Annotated in this window: 11 protein-coding genes and 1 riboswitch; of the genes, 4 read left to right on the plus strand and 7 right to left on the minus strand. The window is 63.6% G+C overall.

All coding sequences use genetic code 11. From position 1 onward, the window contains the following. Nucleotides 1–54: 54 nt before the first annotated feature. The 4 genes from CKW13_RS13180 to CKW13_RS13195 form a co-directional block, all read right to left on the minus strand. On the minus strand, nt 55–1917 hold the full coding sequence (locus tag CKW13_RS13180) for a DUF3857 and transglutaminase domain-containing protein (RefSeq protein ID WP_095109061.1): 1863 nt from the start codon (nt 1915–1917) through the stop codon (nt 55–57). Nucleotides 1918–2017: 100 nt separating this feature from the next. Then, nucleotides 2018–2860 carry a formate/nitrite transporter family protein gene (locus CKW13_RS13185; RefSeq protein ID WP_095109062.1) on the minus strand — a complete coding sequence of 281 codons (843 nt, stop codon included), beginning with the start codon at nt 2858–2860 and terminating at the stop codon, nt 2018–2020. A gap of 73 nt (nt 2861–2933) precedes the next feature. Then, on the minus strand, nt 2934–7625 hold the full coding sequence (locus CKW13_RS13190) for a dermonecrotic toxin domain-containing protein (protein WP_095109063.1): 4692 nt from the start codon (nt 7623–7625) through the stop codon (nt 2934–2936). Nucleotides 7626–7740: 115 nt separating this feature from the next. Next, nucleotides 7741–8145 carry an acyl-CoA thioesterase gene (locus CKW13_RS13195; protein WP_095109064.1) on the minus strand — a complete coding sequence of 135 codons (405 nt, stop codon included), beginning with the start codon at nt 8143–8145 and terminating at the stop codon, nt 7741–7743. A gap of 185 nt (nt 8146–8330) precedes the next feature. Further along, a riboswitch (S-adenosyl-L-homocysteine riboswitch) is annotated at nt 8331–8437 on the plus strand. A 23-nt stretch (nt 8438–8460) separates the two neighbouring features. On the opposite strand from CKW13_RS13195, the gene ahcY reads away from it, so the two are divergent. The 4 genes from ahcY (at nt 8461) to CKW13_RS13215 (ending at nt 13922) form a co-directional block, all read left to right on the plus strand. Beyond that, nucleotides 8461–9870, plus strand: coding sequence for an adenosylhomocysteinase (gene ahcY, locus CKW13_RS13200; RefSeq protein WP_095109065.1), 1410 nt, complete (start codon nt 8461–8463; stop codon nt 9868–9870). Nucleotides 9871–10056: 186 nt separating this feature from the next. Then, nucleotides 10057–10902 (plus strand): methylenetetrahydrofolate reductase [NAD(P)H], encoded by an 846-nt coding sequence (gene metF / locus CKW13_RS13205; RefSeq protein ID WP_095109066.1) that lies wholly within the window; start codon nt 10057–10059, stop codon nt 10900–10902. A 107-nt stretch (nt 10903–11009) separates the two neighbouring features. After that, nucleotides 11010–11825 carry an ABC transporter substrate-binding protein gene (locus CKW13_RS13210; protein ID WP_095109067.1) on the plus strand — a complete coding sequence of 272 codons (816 nt, stop codon included), beginning with the start codon at nt 11010–11012 and terminating at the stop codon, nt 11823–11825. Between the two features lie 222 nt (nt 11826–12047). Beyond that, a complete protein-coding gene (locus CKW13_RS13215) occupies nt 12048–13922 on the plus strand; it encodes a DEAD/DEAH box helicase (protein WP_095109068.1) in 1875 nt (624 codons plus the stop codon). A gap of 137 nt (nt 13923–14059) precedes the next feature. Here the strand turns inward: CKW13_RS13215 and CKW13_RS13220 are convergent, their stop codons facing one another. From CKW13_RS13220 to CKW13_RS13230, 3 genes are all read right to left on the minus strand, one after another. Further along, nucleotides 14060–14638, minus strand: coding sequence for a YceI family protein (locus CKW13_RS13220; protein ID WP_095109069.1), 579 nt, complete (start codon nt 14636–14638; stop codon nt 14060–14062). Between the two features lie 32 nt (nt 14639–14670). Next, entirely contained in the window at nt 14671–15222 is a 552-nt protein-coding gene (locus tag CKW13_RS13225; protein WP_095109070.1) for a cytochrome b, read from the minus strand. 291 nt (nt 15223–15513) lie between these two features. Further along, nucleotides 15514–17367 (minus strand): flavin monoamine oxidase family protein, encoded by a 1854-nt coding sequence (locus CKW13_RS13230; RefSeq protein ID WP_095109071.1) that lies wholly within the window; start codon nt 17365–17367, stop codon nt 15514–15516. Nucleotides 17368–17410 lie beyond the last annotated feature (43 nt).

Raw genomic sequence — 17410 nt, forward strand, 5'->3', positions numbered from 1 at the left:
CAGGCTCGCTCCCACAAGGGCTGTTCGCAGGCCTACCTCAACCAGCAAATCGCCCTACAGCGTCTGGACGATGATCTGGCTCTTGAGGTCGTTGACCATCGCGTCCACCGTCGGCTTCATGGCTTTGAAGTCCTCGGCGCTGCACACCGCACTGGGGTGGGTGAAGGCGAAGCGGCGCTTGACCACCACGGCGTTGGCCTCACGGGTGTAGGTGGCGCTGTAGTCGAAACTGGCGGTGCGCAGGCTCACCGGTTTTGGCGCGGCGAGGACGCTGACTTCCTTGGGGAACTCAAAACGCGCCTGCTCCTCGGTCACCCCGCCAATGCAACCGAAAGCCTGGGTACGCTCGGGTTCCATGATGAAACCAAACACGTTCTGCGCGATGCCGCCGGCAAAGCTGCTCAGGGTCGGCACGCCGATGGGCCCGGGCAGGGTGACCAGGTTTTCGGTACGCCCGGCCATCTTGATTTCGTAGCTGTTGGCGGTGCCTTCGAGGTTGCCGGCGTCGAGCTTGCCGCTGGCGCTTTGGCCGTAGGAGGCGAGGATTTGCTGGATCAGCAGGTCGCGGTCAGCCGGTTTCATCGACTTGATGCCAAAACGGTTCAGTTCCGCCGCCCAGCCATTGACGTTGGAGGCGTGGGTGAAATCCGCCGCCCCCGTGGACGTAACCTTGAACACCGTGGTGTTTTGCACCAGGCCATCCTGGGTCGCGGGGGTGTGGCCCAGGGTGCCGCTTTTGCTCAGCACCACGGTTTTGTCCAGCACCGGCGCCGGCAAAAAGCCTGCCGAGATGCCTTCGGCGGTGGAGTCCAGGTACAGGTCCAGGCTCGGCACGTAGGTGATGGCGTGGTTGAGCACGCCCAGGGTCGGCACCTTGGCCAAGGTGTAGGCGTTGCCCAGGTTGACCAGGGCCGGCGTACTGTCGATACCGGCCGCGGCCAGCAAGGCTTCGAGCAAAGCGACGTGGTCTTTGCAGTCGCCATAGCGATTGGCCAGGATGGTCTTGGCCGAATGCGGCACCACACCGCCAGCGCCCATGTACACGGCAACGTAGCGGATGTTCTTGCGCACCCAGTCGCTCAGGGCCAGGGCCTTGGCGCGGGGGCTATCCAGCTTGGCGGTGAGGGAGGCGGCCAGTTCGCGGATCTCGGCGGTCTGCTCGACCTTGGCCCGCGCGTCGTAGGCCTTGGCGAACGCAGCGAAGTCACTGAAGGTGGATACCGCCAGGAACTGGCCGTAGTCGAGGTACGACACCGCGCCCTGCTCGATGCGCGCCTTGTCGGCGGGCACATAGTCCCAGCGATAGACCTTGCGCCCCGGCGCCGCCGCAGGCGTGGACGCGGTAAAGCCGCGGGCATCGGCGTGCAGCGGCATATCCGCCGGCAGGTCGTAGATCAGGCTGAACGCTTGGGTGGGGTGGAAGGCTGGGAACGACAGGTCTTCAAACTGGCCCGGGAACAGTGCCGTGGTGCGGTTTTTCTTGTACTGCAACACCAGGCGATCGCCCACCGCCACTTCGGGGAAGATCACCACTTTGACCCGGGTGTCCTGGAACATCGGCGCGCCGGAAGAAGCCTGCTCCTGCTGCTCCTTGATCTGCTCGGCCAGCACCGGCACTTTGCGCCCGTCGGGTTTTTGCGTGTACGCCTGCACCACGTCGAGGGTTTCCAGGGTGCGGTTGTAGCTCAGCGACCGTTGCGCCTGTTCCTTGATCGCTCGCTCTTCGTTGATGAGCAGTACGGTTTCGGCGCTGACCACAAAGCTGCCGTCGGCATTAATCACGTTGCTCTGGGTTTCTTTCTCGATGGTCACCGAGCGGTCGGTGCCGTCATCGCGGGCGTGGGCCGTGCCCAGGCTCAGGGCCAGGACGACCAACGCGGCGAAAAGGCGCGCCGGGGAAAAAGCTGAAAACTGCATAAAGGTCCGTCTTCTCTAAATGGGAAACGTTCGCAATATACAGCATGAAACTGGCCATCATTTACCCATCACCGAAAAAAAACCATTTCCCCTCAACTACCTACGCCTTGGGCACGGTGGCTTCGCTGCGGATTTGCGCATGGCTGAGCAAGGCAAAGATGAAGCTGCCGCCAATGATGTTGCCCGCCAGCGTCGGCCCGGCGAAGCCCAGCCAGAAGTCCTTCCAGCCCAGTTCCCCGGCGAACACCAGGTACGACACCTCCGCCGAGCCGACGACGATGTGGGTGAAATCCCCCAGGGCCATCAGGTAGGTGATGAGGATGATGATCCACATCTTGGCGCTCTCCATGGACGGGATCATCCACACCATAGTGGCGATCATCCACCCGGAAATAATGCCCTTGGCGAACATCTGGCCGGTGTGGTTTTCCATGACCTTGCGCCCGATTTCCAGGAAGGCCAGGTCGGTTTTGCTGTCGAAGATCGGCAAGTGCAGCATCACGTAGGCCACCAGCAAGGTGCCGCACAGGTTACCCACCAGCACCACGGACCACAGGCGGATCAAGCGGGCGAAGTTGTTCAGCGACGGCTTGGTCATCACCGGCAGCACGGCAGTCAGGGTGTTTTCGGTGAACAGTTGCTGGCGCGCCAGGATCACCGCGAGAAACCCCGCGCAATAGCCGAAACTGGCGATCACCTTGAAGCCCTCGCCGTCCGGCAGGCGCGAGTTGAGCAAGCCCATCGCCATCAGCGACAGGCCCATGGTCAACCCCGCCGCCAGCGCCGACCACCAGAGCGCGGCGATGCTGCGCTCCAGCTCCTGCTCGCCCTGGGCGCGGATGATTTCGTGCAACACCGCCGCGCGGGGCGGCTGGTTTTTGTCGACTTCGTGCTGCTCGCGGGCCGACAGATTGGGGGTCTTGCCGTCGTTTGGCGTGGCCATGGTATTCCTGGGGCGAAGGGGGGCGTACAGGTACGACCTCCCGCGCCGCAGGCTGTTCGGTGGTGCCGTGCAATCAGGGCAAAGTCTCCTGGGGGAAGAACAACCCCTGCGCCGCCTCATGGTCGAGGGTGGTGCGCAGCACGTTGAGCACCTGTTCGTCGTTTCGGGCGTTACGGATTTGCTGGTCGAAGGTTTCGGAGTGGCGTACGTAGCGCTTCAGATGCGCCCGGGTAAAGCCCAGGCCCCGGCTGTCGGTGCGCTGAGGGGCATAGTGAAAATGGGCGAACCAGAGAATCTCCACCGCCGTGGGCGGCGCACCCACCGCCGGCACCTTACTGATGTAGAAGCTGCGAAACAGCGGCGGCGTGCCGGCGCCCGGCTCGCGCCCGGTGGCCAGCACTTCCTTGATTTCCACTACGCCCTCGTTCAGCAATTGGCGCACCCCGGCAGGGGTCGGGTCGCGGGCCAGAATCATGCGCTGCGCCACTTCGCGGCTCTTGTCGCTCAACTGCCGTGCCACACCATCCATCTGGTTCATCAGGCTGACGTCCAGCACATCGCGGTCCTCGAACAGTTGGTAAAAAATCCGCAGTTCATCGGCCATGATTTCTGCCTCGGCCTGTAGCAACTGCACCGAGACCAATGGGTTGCTCTCCAGATTCGCCAGGTCGGCCAGACGCGCCTCGCCGCGGCGCAGCACGCGCAAGGCATTCATGTAGCGCATCAGGGCTTGGCTGGGGCGCTCCACCGTCGGGGCCACCAAGTCCCAATGGATGTTTTGTTCAGAGATCGTTTTTCTCAACCCGGCGTAAGCCGCACCGGTATAGGGGTCGATGAACTGCACAAAGCCATCCAGCGAAAACGTGAGCGAGCCGTCGTGACCCTCCAGCTCCGCGACACCCTCACGGCCCGTGCCCGGCTCGTTGCCGTTTTCCGGCTCACTGGCGGTGCTGCTACTGCTGCTACTGCTGGATGCGATGCGCTCACCCTTGACGGCTATCAGCAAGCCCAGGCGTTCATGGCGGATCAGCAACCGGTGCTCGCCCACCTCATCACTCTGCATGGCCGATGCCGGCGCGGTGGCCGCTCGGGCGTAATGCTCCAGGGTTTCGCCAACGATGTCCTGGCGCACGCCCAAGAGGAAAGCGCGGTATTCACTCAAGGCCGGTTGATCGACAAAACCGTTGAGTTCGCCCTCCAGCCTGTGCAAGCGCACATGTTCCCAGGCCAGGGCATCAATCACGTCGTTCAATACCCGGGCGCGGGTTTCCAGGCCCAGGGCCGGGGCGTCGAACAGCTCGCGGTACGTGGCCAGTTTCATCCGGCAATACAGGTTGGCCTGGGTCAGCAGGGCCAGGCCTTCGCGCTGATGGGGCGCGACCTGGGTCTTGAGGCACAGCAGCACCCGCGGGCGCAGGGACGCTTCCTGCCAGCGCGCGATCGCGGCCTTGCCCTTGAACTCGGGCGTGTCCAGGCGCGCCACATTGACATCGCCCGCCACCGCTTCCTTGAGCATCAGGGCGAAGGTTTGCTGCTCTTCCCGGCAAAGGGTTATCGCCTCGTCATGCAGGGCGACGATTTGGCCCAGGGTGGTGCGAAATTCCAGCGAGGGGTTGCGCTTGGCCACCTCCCCCAGGTTGAGGAAATAGCTGTGGCTGGGCGCCCCCGCCAAACGCTCGCAGATCAAATGGCGTTTTTGCTCCAGCAGGCGCACCTGGACGCGCAGGCAGTCCACCCGCCCAGCCATCAGCGCGCTGCGGGTCTTGGCATAGTGGCGCACTACCTCGAAGCGCCGCCGCTGTTCCAAGAGGTCCAGCAGTTCGCGCGACTGTTCGCCCTGCACCAGCGCCTTGGCCTGCTCGATCTCGATGCGTTTGAGGCGATTGTCAAAGCCGTTTTCCGCCAGGACCCTGGCGACCAAACCCGCCTCCAGGTGCTCGCGAGCCTCGAAGGCCCGGTACAGGCTGGTGAAACGCTCCTTGAGCGTGATCTGGGCCTGGCTCACCTGCCCTTGCAGGCCCAGGCTGCCGCCGGCCAGGCGCAGGCGCAGGTCCAGCACCCACTGGCCGTTGCCCTGGGGCTTGAGCCACGGCCCTGGGCGAGCGTCGGTTGCTTGCACGCGCACCCCGTCGGGCTGCCTCGTGACCGGGAACCAGCCATCGGCCAGGTTCGCGTACAGGCCAGTGGCGTTCTGATAGAGCCCGGCCAGTGTGCCCGCGCTGAGCCGTTGGGCGCCTTGCGGCGCGGGCACGGCAAAGCTTTTGAGGTCTGCCTCCTGGGCCGGGGTCAACCGGGTGGAGGTGAACACGAAGCCATAATCGATCGGCACCGTGGCCGTGAGGCTGGCGTTCTGGGCTCGGGCCTCAGGCAATGGTTTGAGCGCCACGGCGGCTTCTTCGGCAGCGGGCACGGTCAACGCCTCGTCTACCTTCACGCGTTCCAGGCGTGCGCTGCTGATTTCGGTGCGGGAGTAGTGCATCAACACCAGCGCCATGTTCAAGAAGAACCCGGCCATCACCGCGCTCTTGTCCTGCGTCGGGTTGTTGTGGGCGGCGTTGATCTGCCCTTGCACATCCCAGGCCACCAGCATCCAGCCCACCACGGCGGCGGGGCCAGTGACGAACGACAGCACGCTGTTCAAGCCCAGGGCCAAGCCCTCCAGGCGTCGCGCCCAGAGGTTCTCGCTGTTGGACACCGATTGGCGGTCCGCCAGCTCCAGGGTGGCGCGTACCTGGCTGTGGTAGAGGTGAGCGAGGTAGTCGCCCGAGACCTCATCGCGGCTCAGTAGCGCCGGCTTGCTGAACATGGCGTCGAACAGCATCGCCAGGCCATCGATGCTCTTGAAGTGCGGCACGTTGAACCCTTCCCCCTGGTACACCGTGCGCGCTTCGCGGCTCATCCAGGCCAGCACCTGCTGCTGCAACGTTCCCGGTTGCTTTATGGCCTCGAACAGCGCCTCGTGCGAGCTGAACTCCAGCAGTTTCTCCTCGCTCATGGGCCGGTAGAGCAGGTGCGGGCCTTGCTCGAAGTCCTTGGGCCCGATCACGAACATGTTCAGCACGTTGTCCGGGCTGACATCGGCGCCCGTGCGAAAGCCAAGCGGGCGCAGCACGATGGCCTGGTCGCCGACATAACGCTGTTCCGGCGTCTCCCTGACCACCGCCGCCACGCAGTCGTAGCCCTTGCGCGTCACCCCGCCATGGCCGCGACACAGGGCTTGGAGGGCGACCATGGGCAACTCGATGCGCAACTGCTCGGCAAAGTGCTGGCTACGCCAGGCTACCTCGGCTTGATCGTCGCGCAGCTTGGCGCTGACCAGCTCCGGGTAGGTGCGGCCGATGTCGGCGTCGGTCACCAGTTTTTTGATTGCCTGGGCGTTCATCCATGCCGGCGGCGGGCTGCCGTCGCGCAACTGCACGCTGATGGCATCGCCCGGCAGCGCCGCGAGGTTCTCCAGGGCGACTTCGAGCAGCGTGGTGATGACCTTCACCGGGAAGCCGCCCGCCGCCGACGCGCCGCGCACCGTGTGGATGGTGAGCTGCACGTCATCGGGCTGGACGTCACTGGCCTGGGGATACTGCGCGACCAAGCGTTCACGGGTGAAATCGAGAATCGTCGGCACGCCCTCGTTGAAAAACTTCCAGCCCGCACGTGCGGTCAGTTCAGCCATTTGGCGCATCTGTTGGCTGAACAGGCTGCGCAAATCCCGGTCGACCTGCTTGAGCCACGACGGTAAGGCACTGTAGAGACGTTGCAGGTCGTGGTTATCGGCCAGTTGCAGGCTGTCGAAATCGCCTGTGATCCAAGAATGCGCACCCTTGAGCGCAGCACTGCCCCAGAAGGGAAACTGCCGGCCATAGTTGGCCAGCTGCCCCAGGTCGGCCAGTTGCTTGGCCAGGAAGGTCAGGGCAAAGCTGTCGAAAATATTGGCTCCGGGTTCGTACAGGCGCCATTGCATCGCTTTCCCCGGCCGCAGGCCCGTCAACCACCTGGGCAGCGCCGCGCCCAAGGCTGCGCGGGAGTCGAACACCTCGACCCCCGCGCCCAGGGTGAACAGCAACACGTGCTCGCCCGAAGCCTTGGGCGCGATCAGCACCATGCCCCGCAGCAGCTCCAGATGGGGGCTGCCCTCCTCGCCCCACTGGTCGACCAGGTAGGCGCGCACGCCGGATTGGCGCAGGTTGTTGTCCGCCACCTGCACCACGTCACTGACCATCTGCTGCTGGTCGACATCCAGCGTGGCGGTTTGTGCGGCCACGTCCCTGAAACCGTCCTTGAGCAGCCCCGCCAAGGCCTCGAAACGGCTTTTAGCCTGGTACGAAAGGCTCGTCCAATCCTCGATCAAGGCGCTCTGGCAGGTGCGTAGCAACTGCGCGCCACGGGCGTTGATCGCGGTTTCGGCGTCGAAGGGCTTGAGGGCGCCGGCCCGTGGCGGATGGCGGGCAGGCTCGTCGGTGATGACCTCACCATTACCGAAATCGACGTGTTTATCGTCGACGAAACGTTGGATCAACACCTCCACCAGCGGCGTGTGGGCGGCCGGTAGGGCCGTGATGACCTTGTTCTCATAGTGATAGCGCGGGGTCAGCAGCACGGGGAGTTGGTCGGTGATGTCCAGGTTCGGGTAGCTATCGAGCAGGCTGCGGCGCAGGTCCCGGGCGACAGCCTGGACCAGGGTCGAGCGCTCGGCGAACAGCGTCTGGATCTTCACGGCCAGGGCCGCCAGGGGCACGTAGTGGGACGGGCCGTTAGGTGTCAGGGCCATGATCGCCTCCTAGTAAAAGGTGCGGGCCCTGGACGCGGTATGGGTCAGTCAGCCCGTCGCCAAGCCTGGCGGGCGACGGGGTGGTAACGGTGGTAGCGGGGTATCGCGTGGCCGGTTACTCGCCGATGCCTTCGGCGCTGAACTGATCCTTCACGTATTTGATTTCGGTGCGCCCGTGGGGCGCGGGCAGGCCGTCTTCACCGAGGTTGACGAAGACCATTTTTTCCACGGTGAGGATACTTTTGCGGGTGATCTTGTTGCGCACTTCACAGGTCAGGGTGATGGAGGTGCGGCCGAATTCGGTGGCAGTGATGCCCAACTCGATGATGTCACCCTGGCGCGAGGCGCTGACGAAGTTGATCTCGGAAATGTACTTGGTGACCACGCGCTGGTTACCCAACTGGACGATGGCGTAGATCGCCGCTTCTTCGTCGATCCAGCGCAGCAGGCTGCCGCCGAACAGCGTGCCGTTGGGGTTGAGGTCTTCGGGTTTGACCCATTTGCGGGTGTGGAAATTCATGGGGGGCTCCGAGGGGGTGGGCAATTTGCGGGGGGGTGTTGCCCTCCCAGCTTCGAGTTTTGAGCGCCAAGCTGCAAGTTAAAAGCGCTCCTGCCCTTACTTGCCGCTTGCAGCTTGCAACTTGCCGCGCAAACCCCGCTATAATCCCCACCGCTTCAAACACGGCAAACGCCGTTTCCCGCCACCTGTCCGAGGGGCGCTGCAGCAGGTTCTACCTGTCAGGCTCGGATGGGGCGTTGTCTGGCCAGGATGATCCGGCCCGGCCTTAAACGCACAACGGCGCCCATTCGCACTCAAAACGAATGGAGGCTCTTCATGAGCGCTGTCAACACGCCTGCAGATTTTACCGACTACAAAGTCGCCGACATGTCCCTGGCTGCCTGGGGCCGTCGCGAAACCATCATCGCCGAATCGGAAATGCCCGCCCTGATGGGCCTGCGCCGCAAATACGCCGGCGAGCAACCGCTCAAGGGCGCGAAGATCCTCGGCTGCATCCACATGACCATCCAGACCGCCGTGCTGATCGAGACCCTGGTTGCCCTGGGCGCCGAAGTCCGCTGGTCGTCGTGCAACATCTTCTCCACCCAGGACCAGGCCGCCGCGTCCATCGCCGCCGCCGGCATCCCGGTGTTCGCCTGGAAAGGCGAGACCGAGCAAGAGTACGAATGGTGCCTGGAGCAGACCATCCTCAAGGATGGCGCGCCATGGGACGCCAACATGATCCTCGACGACGGCGGTGACCTCACCGAGCTGCTGCACAAGAAGTACCCGGCCGTTCTCGAACGCGTCCACGGCGTGACCGAAGAAACCACCACCGGCGTGCATCGCCTACTGGACATGCTGGCCAAGGGCGAGCTGAAAATCCCGGCCATCAACGTCAACGACTCGGTGACCAAGAGCAAGAACGACAACAAGTACGGCTGCCGTCACAGCCTCAACGACGCCATCAAGCGCGGCACCGACCACTTGCTGTCCGGCAAGCAGGCCCTGGTGATCGGCTACGGCGACGTGGGCAAGGGCTCGGCCCAGTCGCTGCGCCAGGAAGGCATGATCGTCAAGGTCTCGGAAGTCGACCCGATCTGCGCCATGCAAGCCTGCATGGACGGTTTCGAGCTGGTTTCGCCGTTCATCGACGGGATCAACACCGGCACTGAAGCGAGCATCGACAAAGCGCTGCTGGGCAAGATCGACCTGATCGTGACCACCACCGGCAACGTCAATGTGTGCGATTCCAACATGCTCAAGGCCCTGAAAAAGCGCGCCGTGGTGTGCAACATCGGCCACTTCGACAACGAAATCGACACCGCTTTCATGCGTAAGAACTGGGCGTGGGAAGAAGTGAAGCCGCAGGTGCACAAGATCCACCGCACCGGCCCTGGCGATTTCGACGCGCAGAACGACGACTACCTGATCCTGCTGGCCGAAGGCCGCCTGGTGAACCTGGGCAACGCCACCGGCCACCCGAGCCGCATCATGGACGGCTCGTTCGCCAACCAGGTACTGGCGCAGATCTTCCTGTTCGGCCAGAAATACGCCGACCTGTCGCCGGCCCAGAAAGCCGAGCGCCTGACCGTTGAAGTGCTGCCGAAAAAACTCGACGAAGAAGTGGCCCTGGAAATGGTCCGCGGTTTCGGCGGCGTCGTGACCCAACTGACCAAGACCCAGGCCGACTACATCGGCGTGACGGTCGAAGGCCCGTTCAAGCCGCACGCCTACCGGTACTGACAGCAGCGGCAAGCGGCAAGCTTCAAGCGGCAAGTAAAGGCGATGCGTTTACTGGTGGCTTGAAGCTTGTGGCTTGCTACTTCATCGCTCATTGAGCAGCTACAAGCGGTGAGCTTCAAGCCACAAGACCCGGCGCCCCGCCCTCTTGCCGCTTAAAGCTTGCAGCTTTTGGCTGGAGATTCCGACATGTCCCAAGACCGTCGCTACAGCTTCGAGTTCTTTCCGACCAAGACCGATGCCGGGCACGAAAAACTGCTCGCCACCGCCCGTCAACTGGCCGGCTACAACCCCGACTTCTTCTCCTGCACCTACGGTGCCGGGGGTTCGACCCGCGACCGCACGATCAACACCGTGCTGCAGCTGGAAAGTGAAGTAAAAATCCCTGCTGCGCCGCACCTGTCCTGCGTCGGCGACAGCAAGGCCGACCTGCGTGGCCTGCTGGCCCAGTACCAGGAAGCGGGCATCAAGCGCATCGTCGCCCTGCGCGGCGACCTGCCGTCAGGCATGGGCATCGCCAGCGGCGAGTTGCGCTACGCCAATGACCTGGTGAGCTTCATCCGCGAAGAAAGCGGCGATCACTTCCACATCGAAGTGGCGGCTTACCCGGAGATGCACCCACAAGCGCGTAATTTCGAAGACGATCTCGTCAACTTCGTGCGCAAGGCCAACGCCGGCGCCGACAGTGCCATCACTCAGTACTTCTTCAACGCCGACAGCTACTTCTACTTCGTCGAGCGGGTACGGGCGATGGGCGTGAACATCCCGATCGTGCCCGGCATCATGCCGATCACCAACTACAGCAAGCTGGCGCGCTTCTCCGACGCCTGCGGGGCAGAAATCCCACGCTGGGTGCGCAAGCAACTGGAAGCCTACGGCGATGACGTCAAGAGCATCCAGGCCTTCGGCGAAGAGGTCATCACCCAGATGTGCGAACGCCTGCTGCAAGGCGGCGCACCAGGGCTGCACTTCTACACCCTCAACCAGGCCGAACCGAGCCTGGCGGTATGGAACAACCTCAAGCTGCCACGGTAAGGTCAGCTGCAAGTTACAAGCTGTAAGCAGCAAGCTCTTGCAGCTTGTCGCTTACAGCTCGCAGCTGCTTTCTGGCTCTTTGCCATATCTCGTCGTAATCTCAAGGCATGCCCGTGATTGCGCAGTTACTCGTCGCCCTTCTCATCACTTGCCTGAGCTTTAGCGCCCGGGGCGAGAAAATCCGTATTGTCACCGAGCCCTGGGCGCCTTACGTGTACGAGGAAAACGGCGTGGCCCTTGGCCTGGACTACGAAACCACGGCCATCGTGTTCAAGCGCCTGGAGATCGAGGTGGAGTGGCAATTTCTGCCTTGGAAACGCTGCCTGGCGATGCTGGAACTGGGCCAGGCCGACGGCGCCCTGGACATCTTCCACAGCGCCGAACGCGAACTTACCCTGCTATACCCCAGCGAGCCACTGTCCGAAGTGGAATTCGTCCTGTTCTATGCCAACGCCCGCCCCCACCGTTTCGACAGCCTCGACGACCTGCGCGGCCTGACCATCGGCACCTCGCCCGGCTACCTGTACAGCACGCAGTTCAGCACCTCCAACCTGTTCACCCGCGAGCCGGCGCCCAGCCACGAAGCCAACTTCGGCAAACTGCTGCGCGGGCGCATCGACATGCTCATCACCGACCGCCGCGTCGGGCAATTGGTGGTCAACGAACTGCAACTCAACGACCAGATCAGCCAGCAACCCAAGGTTGTGAGCAGCAACAGCCAGTTCCTCGCGGTGCGCCGCAGTGCCGGCATGGACCTGCTGGTGCAACGCTTTGGCGCGGAGCTCAAGCGCTTCAAGCAAGAGCCGGCCTACGCTGAACTGAGCGCCAAATACGCCAGCATGCATATCCTGGCCAGCGAACCGGGCATCCCCCTGCAACGGGCGCCAGGCACCGTTGAGCAGCAGGAAAGCAGCGCGCAGTGATTGCTCTGTTATACTGCGGCCTTTCCGCCAGGCTGACGCCCGGACACCGGACCTAGCAACACGCCTCCCAACACCGCTACAGCGCAGCCACAGAGCCCGCGCGAGCGCTGCACGAGGCGCCAGGTTCGAGCTGGACCGGACGGGATCTCGTCCCCTTAAACGTGATTCGCACCCGGCAAGACTATCCCTCTGGGCCAAGCCCTAACTAAAACAGGATTACTCATGTCCTTTGCTTCCCTCGGTCTCTCCGAGGCTTTAGTCCGTGCCATCGAAGCGGCGGGCTATACCGAGCCTACTCCGGTGCAACAGCGGGCCATTCCCGCCGTGTTGCAAGGTCGCGACCTCATGGTTGCGGCACAGACAGGTACTGGTAAAACCGGCGGTTTCGCCCTCCCGATCCTGGAGCGGTTGTTCCCCAACGGTCACCCGGACAAATCCCAGCGTCACGGCCCGCGCCAACCGCGCGTCCTGGTCCTGACCCCCACCCGCGAACTGGCCGCCCAGGTGCACGAGAGCTTCAAGCTCTATGCCCGCGACCTCAAGTTCGTCAGCGCCTGCATCTTCGGCGGCGTCGGCATGAACCCGCAGGTTCAGGCCATGTCCCGCGGTGTTGACGTGCTGGTGGCATGCCCCGGTCGTTTGCTCGACCTATGCGGCCAGGGCAGCGTTGACTTGTCCCACGTTGAAATCCTCGTGCTGGACGAAGCCGACCGCATGCTCGACATGGGCTTTGTCCATGACGTGAAGAAAGTTCTCGCGCGCCTGCCCAGCAAGCGCCAGAACCTGCTGTTCTCGGCGACGTTCTCCAAGGACATCACCGACCTGGCCGGCAAGCTGCTGCACAACCCCGAGCGCATCGAAGTCACGCCGCCCAACACCACGGTCGAGCGCATCGAGCAACGGGTATTCCGCCTGCCCGCCAGCCACAAGCGTGCATTGCTGGCCCACCTGATTACCGCTGGCGCCTGGGAACAGGTCCTGGTCTTCACCCGCACCAAGCACGGCGCCAACCGCTTGGCCGAGTACCTGGACAAACACGGCCTGAGCGCCGTCGCCATCCACGGCAACAAGAGCCAGAACGCCCGCACCAAAGCCCTGGCCGACTTCAAGGCCGGTGAAGTGCGCATCCTGGTGGCCACCGATATCGCCGCTCGCGGCCTGGACATCGACCAGTTGCCCCACGTGGTCAACTTCGAGCTGCCCAACGTTGACGAAGACTACGTGCACCGCATCGGCCGTACCGGCCGCGCCGGTCGCTCGGGCGAGGCGATCTCGCTGGTCGCGCCGGACGAAGAAAAGCTGCTCAAAAGCATCGAGCGCATGACCAAGCAGAAAATCGCCGACGGCGACCTGATGGGTTTTGACGCCAGCACGGTGGAAGCCGAAAAACCGGAAGTGCGCGAGCGCCCGGACGTTCGTAACCCGCGCAACCCCCGTGGCCCGCGTGGCGATGGCCCGAACGGCGGCGGTGGCGGCGGTGGTCGCAAGGACAAAGGCAAGGACAAGGGCGGCAAGGAAAAACCCGCCGCTGCCCGTGGCGAACGCCCGGCCCGCGAACAAAAACCCCGTGAAGGCACTCCGGCCCGCGAACAGCGCCAGCCGAGCCAGCCACCACGGGCCGCCGACCGCGCCCCGGACGAGTTCCTGGACGACGACATCGACAACTTCGGCAACCGCGTCGACTACGTGCCCCAGCAGAAACCTGCCCAGGGTCGCGGCCGTCGTCCGGGTGCTCCGGCCCAGGGCAGCGCAACCGGCGCTGCCGCCCCCCGCAGCGGTGGCGCGGCACGCCCCGGCAGCCCACGCAATGGCAGCGGCACCACCACCGGCACCGCCCCCGCCAAACGCAGCGGCCCGCGCAACGGCGCCCCACGTGACGGCCAGGCCCGCCGCGAGGAATCACGCAACCGCCGCCCGGCCCGTGACGACCAGCCACGCTTGTCGGAACCGGCCGTACAAAACCCACGCAGCGGCCCGGCACCGAAAATCATCCACAAGGAGTCCAAAAGCGATCGCTCGCTGACTCCAGAGCAATTGGATCAACTACCAGGCCGCCCACGCGGCGAAAAACCAGCGCTGCTGACCCGCAACCGCTGAGTTTTTGTAGGCATCGGCAAAGTGCCTGCTTGATGCCCGCTCCCACACAGGTTCCACTGGCGCTCAGTGGAATTTGAGCCGCACAAAAAAGCCCCCGGTCTCACAACCGGGGGCTTTTTCGTTTCAAGGCCGGGGCCTTACTTCACTTGCACGCCTTCCAGCGAGATATCCAGGTCCAGGGTCTGGGAACTTGGGCCCGGGCCTTTGATGCCGAAATCGTTCAGGTTCAGGGTGGTGCTGCCGTTGAAGCCGGCACGCTGGCCGCCCCATGGGTCTTTGCCTTCGCCGTTGAAAGTGGCCTTGATAACCACGGGCTTGGTCACGCCGTGCAGGGTCAGGTCGCCAGTCACGTCAGCGGTTTTCTCGCCGGTGGTTTTCACCGCGGTGGAGACGAACTTGGCCTCTGGGTACTTGCTTACATCGAGGAAGTCTTTGCTGGCGATGTGCTTGTCACGCTCGGCGTGGTTGCTCCACAGGCTGGCGGTTTTCAGGGTGACGTCGATTTTGCTGGCTTCTGGCTTGGCCGCATCCCAAGAGAACGAACCGTCCCAGTCTTTGAAGGTGCCGTGGATGAAGCTATAGCCCAGGTGGCTGATTTTCCAATCGATGAAGGCGTGCTGGCCTTCCTTGTCGATCTTGTAGTCGGCGGCCATCGCCTGACCGGCCGACAACAGTGCAGTACCGATTGCCAGAGCGGCGAGAGTCTTCTTCAACATATTTTCTATTCCTTTGGAGTCCAGGTTGAACATCAGGCTTTGCGCCCCAGCATACGAGCCAGGGTCGCGTCACGATCGATAAAGTGGTGCTTGAGGGCAGCCAGGGCGTGCAAACCGGCGAAAACCACCAGCGCCCAGGCCAGATATAGATGCACGACACCGGCCACGTCCGCCTGGTCCGGCAAGCCAGACACCAGCGCCGGCACTTCAAACAGGCCAAACACCGCAATGCCCGCGCCGTCTGCGGTGGAAATCAGGTAACCGGCAATCATCACGGCGAACAGGCTCAGGTACAGGAACGAATGGCCGACCTTGGCACCCAGCCGCGTCAGGCGGCTATAGCTGCTCAACGTCGGCGGTGGCGGGCTGACAAAGCGCCACACCACCCGCAGCAGCATGACGGCGAACAGCGTCAGGCCAATGCTCTTGTGCAAATCCGGCGCGTCTTTGCGCCACGTGCTGTAGTAGTCCAGGCCAACCATCCACAAGCCCAGGGCGAACAGGCCGAAAACCGCCAGCGCCACACCCCAGTGCATGAAAATACTGACCCAGCCATAACGGGAAGAAGAATTACGTAACTGCATTGATTGCCAATCCTGTGGGAACTGCGGGCAAGGTTAACCCGTTATCTATCGATTTAAAGCGGAAAATTTGGCTTTAAATGATCGAGAAAAACGATCAAGAGTCTGAGCCGGGCTCGTTAACGCAAGATTAACAGCGGGTTTATGACGGGCCGTCGTAGCCAGCGGGCTCGCTCGCTTGGGCGCAAAGCGGCCGAAAAAACCGTGGGGTACATGCGCACCCCAGCGCGGGCGAGCCCGCTTGCTACAAAGGGAGCACGTTCCCATGCGGGCACATGGGAACGTTGGGAAGGGTTACTGCGCCTTGGCCTCAGCCGCCGGTTTGGCGACGGCTTTTTTCGCCGGTTCGACCTTGGCCGGGGCCTTTTTCGCGGGGGCCGGTTTGGCCGGGGCTTTTTTGACCGGTGGTTTTTTCGCCGGTTGGGCCTTGGCCGGGGCTTTTTTCACCGGCTCGGCTTTGGCCGGCACCACAGGTTTGGGCGCTTCCACCGGGGCCGGGGCAGCCACCGGAGCTGGAGCCGGGGCCACCGGTGCAACCGCGGGCTCTGGCGCCTTGGCCGGAGCTTTGTCGCCACCGCCGAACATCCGCGAGAAGAACCCGGGCTTGCCCGCTTCGGCTTTCGCCTCGGCCTTGGCCGGCTCTGCTTTCTTCTCGGCAGGCTTGTCGGACGAGCCGCCGAACATATTGCTGAAGAAGTTACCCTTGCTGGCCGTCGCCGCACCGGCCGCCGCAGCCGCCACCACAGGGGCCGCTTTTACCGGGTCGAACGACTTGCCCGCCGCCAGGTCCTGGACCTGGCTCGCTGCGCGCTGGCCGCTGCGCAGTGCGCCTTCCAGGGTGCCGGGGTAGAGGGCATCGGTGTGCTCGCCGGCAAAGGCAACGCGCTGGATCGGCCGCTCCCACAGGCGCCAGTATTTGCTGATCTGCCCCGGGCCAAAGGCCAGGTAGGCGCCGCCGGTGGACGGGTCGGTGCTGTAGCGGCGGATTTCATAGCCAGTGAACGCGCCACGGGCCTGTGGATAAAAAGCGTGCAGGCGGATCAGCACCTGGTCGGCGATCTGTTTGTCGCCAAAGGCCTGCATGATCCGCGCGTTGTCGCCGGACAGGTTAATCACCACGTTGGCGCCGCCCTTGAGCGCAGGCTCGATCCACAGCATGCCCAGGCCGGCGTTGCTGTACACCTCGCCGGACATCCGCGCCTTGCTCTCCCACACCGGGGTCTTGAACTTGAGCATGATCTGGTCGCGCCAGCCGTAGTTGGTGCCCTTGATGGCGCCCTGATGCACGGCGTCCAGGGCCGGGGTCATCTGGATCTTGGCCAGCGCCCGCAGCGGCACGGCCAGCACCACGTAGTCGGCCTGGTAGCCGACGCTACCGACCTTGACGGTGACGCCGTCCTTGCCCTGGACGATGGCCGACACCGGCGAGGCGGTTTTGATGGTTTTCAGCTGCTTGACGAACGCCTGGGCCAGCACCGGGCTGCCGCCGAGCAGGCGCGAGGCGCGCTGGTCGCGGTCGGCCACGCCACGGTAGACGCGGCTTTGCTGGGCGAAATACAGCAGCGACAGGCGCGACGGTTCGTCGTAGCGGCTGCGGATCTGCTGGTTGACCAGTTGCCGCGCGGTGGCCGGCAGTTGCAAACGGTCGAGCCAGTTGGACACGTTGATCTGGTCCAGGGCATGCAGGGTGCTATTGGCCGAGGGGTTGAGCGGGTCGGTGATCGAGCGCGCCAGGTCATCGAGGGTGGCCTCGTAGCGCTTGAGCGCCTCGGCGGTGGCCGGTTGCTTGGTGGCCAGGTCGGCGACGCTGAAGTAGGTGCCGTCGATCAGGTAGCCCGGGGTACGCACAAACTCCGGCGCGGGCGTGGTGCCCAGTTTGAAAGCGTCCACGTACTGGTTCAGCACCGGTTGGGTCTTGCTGTTGCCGATCCACTCGCTGGTGGCCATGCCGGAGCGCCCGCCCAGGTTCGGCCGCGCTTCGAGCAAGGTCACCTGCCAACCTTTGTTTTGCAGCTCGTACGCCGCCGTCAGGCCCGCCAGGCCACCGCCGATCACAATCGCCGTCGGTTGCTTGTCCTTGGCCAGCGCACTCACGCTGAACAGCCCTATCACCACCAGCGCACAGGCGCGCAGCCAACCAGCAGACATTCAGCGAACTCCGGTATTGAACGAGGAAAATTCCGATTTTTAA

This window comes from Pseudomonas sp. Irchel 3E20 (assembly GCF_900187645.1).
GTDB lineage: Bacteria > Pseudomonadota > Gammaproteobacteria > Pseudomonadales > Pseudomonadaceae > Aquipseudomonas.

Coding starts and splice junctions, on each gene's coding strand:
- CKW13_RS13180 (WP_095109061.1), bottom strand. CDS start 1,917: ATGCAGTTTTCAGCTTTTTCCCCGGCGCGCCTTTTCGCCGCGTTGGTC.
- CKW13_RS13185 (WP_095109062.1), bottom strand. CDS start 2,860: ATGGCCACGCCAAACGACGGCAAGACCCCCAATCTGTCGGCCCGCGAG.
- CKW13_RS13190 (WP_095109063.1), bottom strand. CDS start 7,625: ATGGCCCTGACACCTAACGGCCCGTCCCACTACGTGCCCCTGGCGGCC.
- CKW13_RS13195 (WP_095109064.1), bottom strand. CDS start 8,145: ATGAATTTCCACACCCGCAAATGGGTCAAACCCGAAGACCTCAACCCC.
- ahcY (WP_095109065.1), top strand. CDS start 8,461: ATGAGCGCTGTCAACACGCCTGCAGATTTTACCGACTACAAAGTCGCC.
- metF (WP_095109066.1), top strand. CDS start 10,057: ATGTCCCAAGACCGTCGCTACAGCTTCGAGTTCTTTCCGACCAAGACC.
- CKW13_RS13210 (WP_095109067.1), top strand. CDS start 11,010: ATGCCCGTGATTGCGCAGTTACTCGTCGCCCTTCTCATCACTTGCCTG.
- CKW13_RS13215 (WP_095109068.1), top strand. CDS start 12,048: ATGTCCTTTGCTTCCCTCGGTCTCTCCGAGGCTTTAGTCCGTGCCATC.
- CKW13_RS13220 (WP_095109069.1), bottom strand. CDS start 14,638: ATGTTGAAGAAGACTCTCGCCGCTCTGGCAATCGGTACTGCACTGTTG.
- CKW13_RS13225 (WP_095109070.1), bottom strand. CDS start 15,222: ATGCAGTTACGTAATTCTTCTTCCCGTTATGGCTGGGTCAGTATTTTC.
- CKW13_RS13230 (WP_095109071.1), bottom strand. CDS start 17,367: ATGTCTGCTGGTTGGCTGCGCGCCTGTGCGCTGGTGGTGATAGGGCTG.